Source organism: Actinomyces ihuae, assembly GCF_001457875.1.
Taxonomy (GTDB): domain Bacteria; phylum Actinomycetota; class Actinomycetes; order Actinomycetales; family Actinomycetaceae; genus Pauljensenia; species Pauljensenia radingae_A.
Genome location: NZ_CZPX01000002.1, coordinates 1 through 5,462 on the forward strand (window position 1 = coordinate 1; position 5,462 = coordinate 5,462).

The 5,462-nt window shown below is 62.7% G+C and carries 4 protein-coding genes; 1 reads left to right on the plus strand and 3 read right to left on the minus strand.

Going from position 1 to position 5,462, the window contains the following annotated elements; translation table 11 throughout:
* Positions 1-374: 374 nt before the first annotated feature.
* The 3 genes from nhaC to BN3002_RS00025 are packed head-to-tail and all read right to left on the minus strand — an operon-like array spanning position 375 to position 3,715.
* Positions 375-1,838 carry a Na+/H+ antiporter NhaC gene (nhaC, locus tag BN3002_RS00015; protein WP_058236030.1) on the minus strand — a complete coding sequence of 488 codons (1,464 nt, stop codon included), beginning with the start codon at positions 1,836-1,838 and terminating at the stop codon, positions 375-377.
* A gap of 21 nt (positions 1,839-1,859) precedes the next feature.
* Positions 1,860-3,047 (minus strand): MalY/PatB family protein, encoded by a 1,188-nt coding sequence (locus BN3002_RS00020; RefSeq protein ID WP_058236033.1) that lies wholly within the window; start codon positions 3,045-3,047, stop codon positions 1,860-1,862.
* Positions 3,047-3,715, minus strand: a complete 669-nt coding sequence (locus BN3002_RS00025) for a helix-turn-helix transcriptional regulator (protein ID WP_058236031.1) — start codon at positions 3,713-3,715, stop codon at positions 3,047-3,049. The genes BN3002_RS00020 and BN3002_RS00025 overlap by 1 nt, the downstream gene beginning before the upstream one ends.
* Before the next feature lie 305 nt (positions 3,716-4,020).
* Here BN3002_RS00025 and BN3002_RS00030 point away from each other — a divergent pair, with 305 nt between their 5' ends.
* On the plus strand, positions 4,021-4,983 hold the full coding sequence (locus BN3002_RS00030; RefSeq protein WP_058236032.1) for a hypothetical protein: 963 nt from the start codon (positions 4,021-4,023) through the stop codon (positions 4,981-4,983).
* The last annotated feature ends 479 nt before the right edge of the window (positions 4,984-5,462 follow it).

A 5,462-nucleotide genomic window follows, 5' to 3' on the forward strand; every position in this document is an offset into this window, starting at 1 on the left:
CAATGGCTTCAGCTGGAACAAGCACTTCAACAGGAACGTCCAAGAAGCCAGCTGTGCGCCAAAGTGGGGGGGAATACCCAGTGGGGGGAATATCCAAAGTGGAGTGGACCCTGCCCTTATCGGACCTTCCAGCCTTATGCCCGCTGGCGACCCCAGTGTTTACAGGGCCTGACCAGGTGTAAGGATAGGTGACGGTCTCGGCGCCGTTGTGAACGACCTCGAGGTAGTTCGTGCAGAACAGATCAACCGCCCTGCCATCGGCGTCGTATCGACGCGAGAAGCCCAAACGCCGACGAGCGGGGCCCGAAACTGAAGCTTCGGACCCCGCTCGATTGCGCAACTCCTGTCCATGAGGAGTGGCGTGTGATGGAGGCTCAGGCCTCCTGGAGAGCTGCCTTCTCTTCCTCGCTCAGGCGCGCGATGCCGATGCCGGTCGCGCCCCACAGGAGGGCGAAGCCGATGGCGATCCAGTTGCACACCGCCCACGGCAGGTACGAGAGCGTCGCGACGCCGAGCGTGCCCGCCATGTAGGCGCCAGCAGACGTCCAGGGGAGGATCGGCTCCCACAGGGTCGCCGAGTCCTCGATCGTGCGCGAGAGGTTCTTCGGGTCGAGGCCGCGCTTCACGTACTCGCCGCGGAGCATCTCGCCCGGGATGAGGAGGGAAACCTGGCCGTTCGAGGTGATGCCGATCGTCGCGAGGCCCGTCGCGATCGTCGCCGCGATGAGGCCGAAGGTCGAGCGCACCGGCTTGAGGAGCTTCGAGATGAGGACGTCGAGCGAACCGGAGACCGAGACGACGCCGGCAAAGGTGATCGCGCAGAAGCAGATGAGCAGGACCGACATCATCGAGTTCATGCCGCCGCGGTTGAGGAGGCGCGTGACGTCCTCGATGACGTTCTCGGCGTCGAAGCCGGTCTTGCCGACCATTTCGACGTTGAAGCCGTTGACGCCTGCGACGACCGTGTCCTTGAAGGAGATGCCCTGGAAGACCACGGCGTTGAACATCGCGACCGCGCTGGACACGAGGATCACGGGGATCGTCGGCTTCTTCCACATCGAACCGCCCAGGACGATGATCACCGGCAGCAGGAGCAGAAGGTTCCAGTTGAACGCCGAATCGAGGGTGCTGAGGATCGTGTTGACCTTCTCGGGGACCTGGCCGCCGGACATGCCGAGGCCGAAGAGGAGGTAGACGACGGCCGCCGTGAGGAAGGAGGGGAGGGTCGTCCACAGGAGGTGGCGGATGTGCGTGAAGAGGTTGACGCCGGTCGCCATCGAGGCGATGTTCGTCGTGTCCGACAGGGGGGAGAGCTTGTCTCCGAAGTAGGCGCCCGACACGACTGCGCCGGCGACCATCGCGAGGTTCGCGTCCATGCCGACCGCGACGCCCATGAAGGCGACGCCGACCGTGCCCGCGGAGCCCCAGGAGGTGCCCGTGCACAGGGAGACGATCGCGGTGACGACGAGGGCGATGACCGCGAGGTACTGCGGGTTGATGATCTTCAGGCCGTAGTAGATGAGCATCGGGATCGTGCCACCCGCCATCCACGTGCCGATGAGGAGGCCGACCGAGATGAGGATGAGGATCGCGGGCATCGTCTTCGCGATCTTCTCGGCGACCGAGCCCATGATGTCGTCCCAGGTGTAGCCGAGGCGCCATGCGACCAGGCCCGCGACGACCGCGGAGGCGATGAGGAGGGGCTCGACGGGGAGTTCGGCGAAGATGTAGCCGCCTCCCAACAGGACGATCAGCGTGATGACCGGGACTGCGGCGAGGAGCAGGCTCGGAGTCCTGCGCTCGGCCTTCGTCGGAGTGGTGGGGGTTGTCGGAGACATCGTTGTCCTTTCGATGGGTCGTCAGTTCCTCGTGAGTGCCCCGGCGAGCCGGGTGATCCCCTCGAAAAGTTCTTGGCGGGGGAGTGCTGTGTTGATGCGGAAGAATCGATCGTATGCGGGACCGAAATCGGGTCCCGGGCTGACCGTGACGGAGGCGGTGCGCTCGGCGCGCACGAGGTCGGCTTCGGAGCCGATGTACGCGGAGGCGTCGATCCACAGGAGATAGGTGCCGTCCGGGTCCGAAACCCTCGCCTCCGGCAGGAGGCGCGCGAGGAGGGACCTCGCGGCTTCGAGGTTGGCGTCGATCTCCTTCGCGAGGGCGTCGACCCACGCGTCGCCCTTCGTCCACGCGGCGATGGCCGCGGGGATGGCGAAGTAATTCGGGTTGTGCAGACCCATGCGCCTCTTCGCCGCCTCGAGCTCGGCGCCGAGGGGCCCGTGGACGCAGATCGCCGTCGCTTCGAGGCCCGCGATGTTGAAGGTCTTGCCTGGAGAGGCGCAGTGGACGATCCGTCCGCTCATCCACAGGTCCTTCGCGACGCGGGCGAGGGCCGAATAGCGCTGCCCGCCGGGGCGCTCGAAGTCGCAGTGGATGTCGTCGGAGAGGACGAGGGCGCGGCAATCGCGCAACAGGTCGGCGAGTCGGCGCTGCTCGTCGACGCTCCAGATCCTGCCCGTCGGATTGTGGGGGTTCGTCCACAGCAGTAGGTCCGCGTCGGCGAGCGCCTTCTCGAGGGCCTCCCAGTCGATCGAGGCGGAGGCTGCGGTGTCGCGCATGGGTACGCGGACGAGATCGGTGCCCGCGCGTTCGCACACCTCGAGGAGGGGCGAGTAGGCCGGATCGAGCGTGACGACGCGGACCGGTCGATCGTCTCGCGGCAGGACGTGATCGACGAGGGCCGCGACGCACTGGACGACTCGGGGGAAGAAGTGGACGTCCTCGACCTCGCAGGACCATCCGTGGCGACGGCTCATCCACGCGGTCGCGGCCTCGGCGAAGTCGTCGAAGACCTCGGTGTAGCCGTAGGCGCCGAGGGCGGCGGCGTCAGCGATCGCCTCTCGGACCTCGGGGCAGGAGACGAACTCCATGTCCGCGACGGACAGGGCGATCGCGTTCTCGCCGAGGTCCTTGGCGAGCAGATCCCATTTCGCCGAATGCGTGCCCCAGCGCGACAGGTGCCGGCTGAAGTCCTCGTTAGGAGCGGTCATCATTCCCCCTCAATCTCGTTGAGGTAGTTGTAGATAGTGAAGCGCGTGCACGCGAGGGCGTTCGCCGCGGTCTCGGCGGCGTCGCGCAGGAGGAAGAAGCCCCTCGCTTTGAGGAGTCGGACGACCTCGACCTTGTGTTCCTTTCTCATCTCGTCGACGGGAACCCCCGACTCTGCAACGGCCCTTGAGAGGAGGAGTGTCGCGAGTTCGTCGACGTCTCTAACGAAGACTTCGGTCGTCGCCTGCTCCTCTTCGGCGGAAATTGGGAGCGAGAGGCCCGCGAGCGCGCCCGTGAGGGAATGAAGGACCTCCCAGCCGGAGATGTCACGGTTGATGCACAGGGCGGCGACGGGCTGGTTGGTCGAGTCGCGGATGATGGCGGTTGTTGAGAGAAGCTCCTTACCGCTCGGAGACGTTGTCCGGTATCCGATGCTGGTGCGCAGATTTCCGGAGGCGACGGCGTCAAGGAGCTTGTCGGTCGCCGGATCGCCGATCGATCGACCGGTGACATCGCCGCCAATCGCGACGATTGAGTTCGGGAGCCGAGTGAGATCGTGAACGATGATCTCGGAGGGGCCGACGAGTGTTGCTTTCATTGGTTCAACCAGCTGTTGAAGGGCGGAGATAATCTGATCGTGTTCGTTGAGCTTCGACGATGAAGCGGTCATGGAGAACCTCCGGTTTTGACGCTTTAATTCGTTCATTATAGCGACCAAATAGGTCCGTGTCAACAAACTGTTGAAAAAATTGTGTCTGCGCTTCGTTGCCCAGCCCTCTTATTGCCTTGTCACCTCCCCGGTTTTATGCGGTGTGTAGACAGAATGGGGTGTAATTCTGCGCAAAAACTTGACAGCGGGGGGGTGAGAGGCTTGCCTCTAGCGGCTAATGTGCATGCGTCGTGTCGCAGGCGTGGTTATCGCGAAATCTTATCGAACACGGTGTGAACAGTGTGAATTGAACCCCTGGAGGAAAAATGTCAATCAAGAAGTTTGGTGTAGCCCTTGCGGCTGGCCTGGTCGCTATGGCGTGTGCAACGCCTGCGGCGCTCGCTGCGGATGCGGTCAAGGATGCCGAGGAGAAGGTGAGAAGCGCGCAGGCTGATGTCGATTGGTTCTGCACTGAGGGTACTGACTACTACGACATGGCGGGCTGTGCGGATGCCCAGGCTGCTCTCGCTGCCGCGCAGGCGGAACTTGAGGCCGCTAAGGCTGCCGCCCCGTCTGGCGATGTTGCCTCTCCGGTCCCGGACCAGACGAAGGCTAATCTCGCAGACGCGAAGCTTGATGCCCAGTACTTCTGCGCTGAGGGTACTGAGTACTACGATTTTGTCAAGTGCGCTGACCTTACTGCACGGATCAAGGATCTTGAGAAGAAGGACGCCGAACTCGATGCCACTTGGTTCTGCGCTGAGGGTACTGAGTACTACGACATGGTGAAGTGCGCGGACGCGCAGGCGCGTCTCGGCGCTGGCTCTGGCGTCAACCCCGGGACAAACCCGAACCCCGGGACAGACCTGAACTCCGACCCAACCGTTACCCTCGAGAAGAGCACCGTGAAGATCGGCGAGAGCATCGAGATCGTCGGAACGGGCTTTACTGCCGGTCATGAGATTAGCGCGGTTCTCCACTCCGATCCGATCACGATTGGTACCGCAGTCGCGGACGAGAGCGAAGTCGTGCGCTTCTCGTACACGATTCCCGCGACGACGCCGATCGGATCCCATGAGATCATTCTCACCGATGCGACGATCGGGGTCAGCGCCAAGGCGCCTCTCACCGTCGAGGCCGCAACGGCCAAGGCCGAGGCCGCAACGGCCAAGGCCAAGGAGGCTAAAGGTGGCCTTGCCAAGACCGGTGCGACCTTCGCTCCGCTCATGGGTGTGGCTGCCGCCATCGCTCTCGCGGGTGGCGTCATGGTCGCCCGCAAGCGCGCCTGAGTTTCATCTGAGCGGGTTGCTCCCCTCTCTGAACCTGAACCTGTGGCCCCGATTCTTCGGAATCGGGGCCACAGGCCTTGTGGGAAACCTTCGAGACGGGTGTTCTGCAGGGCACGACGTGCGTGTTCATCATTCTTGGAACGACTGCTCCTGAGGTGAATGGACTAGTTGTGCTGTTCGGAGTAATTGGTTAATTGTGTGATGGGGGTTTGTTGTCGCAGGCCTGAGTGGGGTTTGTGGTGATTGGGGAAGTGAAGCCAGTCGTCCAGGGCATCGCATCGTTGTTGTTCGCAGGTGTAGTGCGTCGAGTGAATTGGTCTACGACTCGTAGTCGTTCGTCAATCGTCCTCACTGATAGAGAGCGCGGACATCTCTACGGTCCATAGTCGAGCTAGCTGTTCAAAGGGAATAACAGTTTTGAGCATGATTAAAGTTTCGGCCATTAGCATTGACAAGCATGCCCAATTGTTGAAAAAACC

Bases quoted from the DNA above. Each gene is read 5' to 3' on its own strand.
- BN3002_RS00030 (WP_058236032.1), top strand. From the start codon at position 4,021: ATGTCAATCAAGAAGTTTGGTGTAGCCCTTGCGGCTGGCCTGGTCGCT.
- BN3002_RS00020 (WP_058236033.1), bottom strand. From the start codon at position 3,047: ATGACCGCTCCTAACGAGGACTTCAGCCGGCACCTGTCGCGCTGGGGC.
- BN3002_RS00025 (WP_058236031.1), bottom strand. From the start codon at position 3,715: ATGACCGCTTCATCGTCGAAGCTCAACGAACACGATCAGATTATCTCC.
- nhaC (WP_058236030.1), bottom strand. From the start codon at position 1,838: ATGTCTCCGACAACCCCCACCACTCCGACGAAGGCCGAGCGCAGGACT.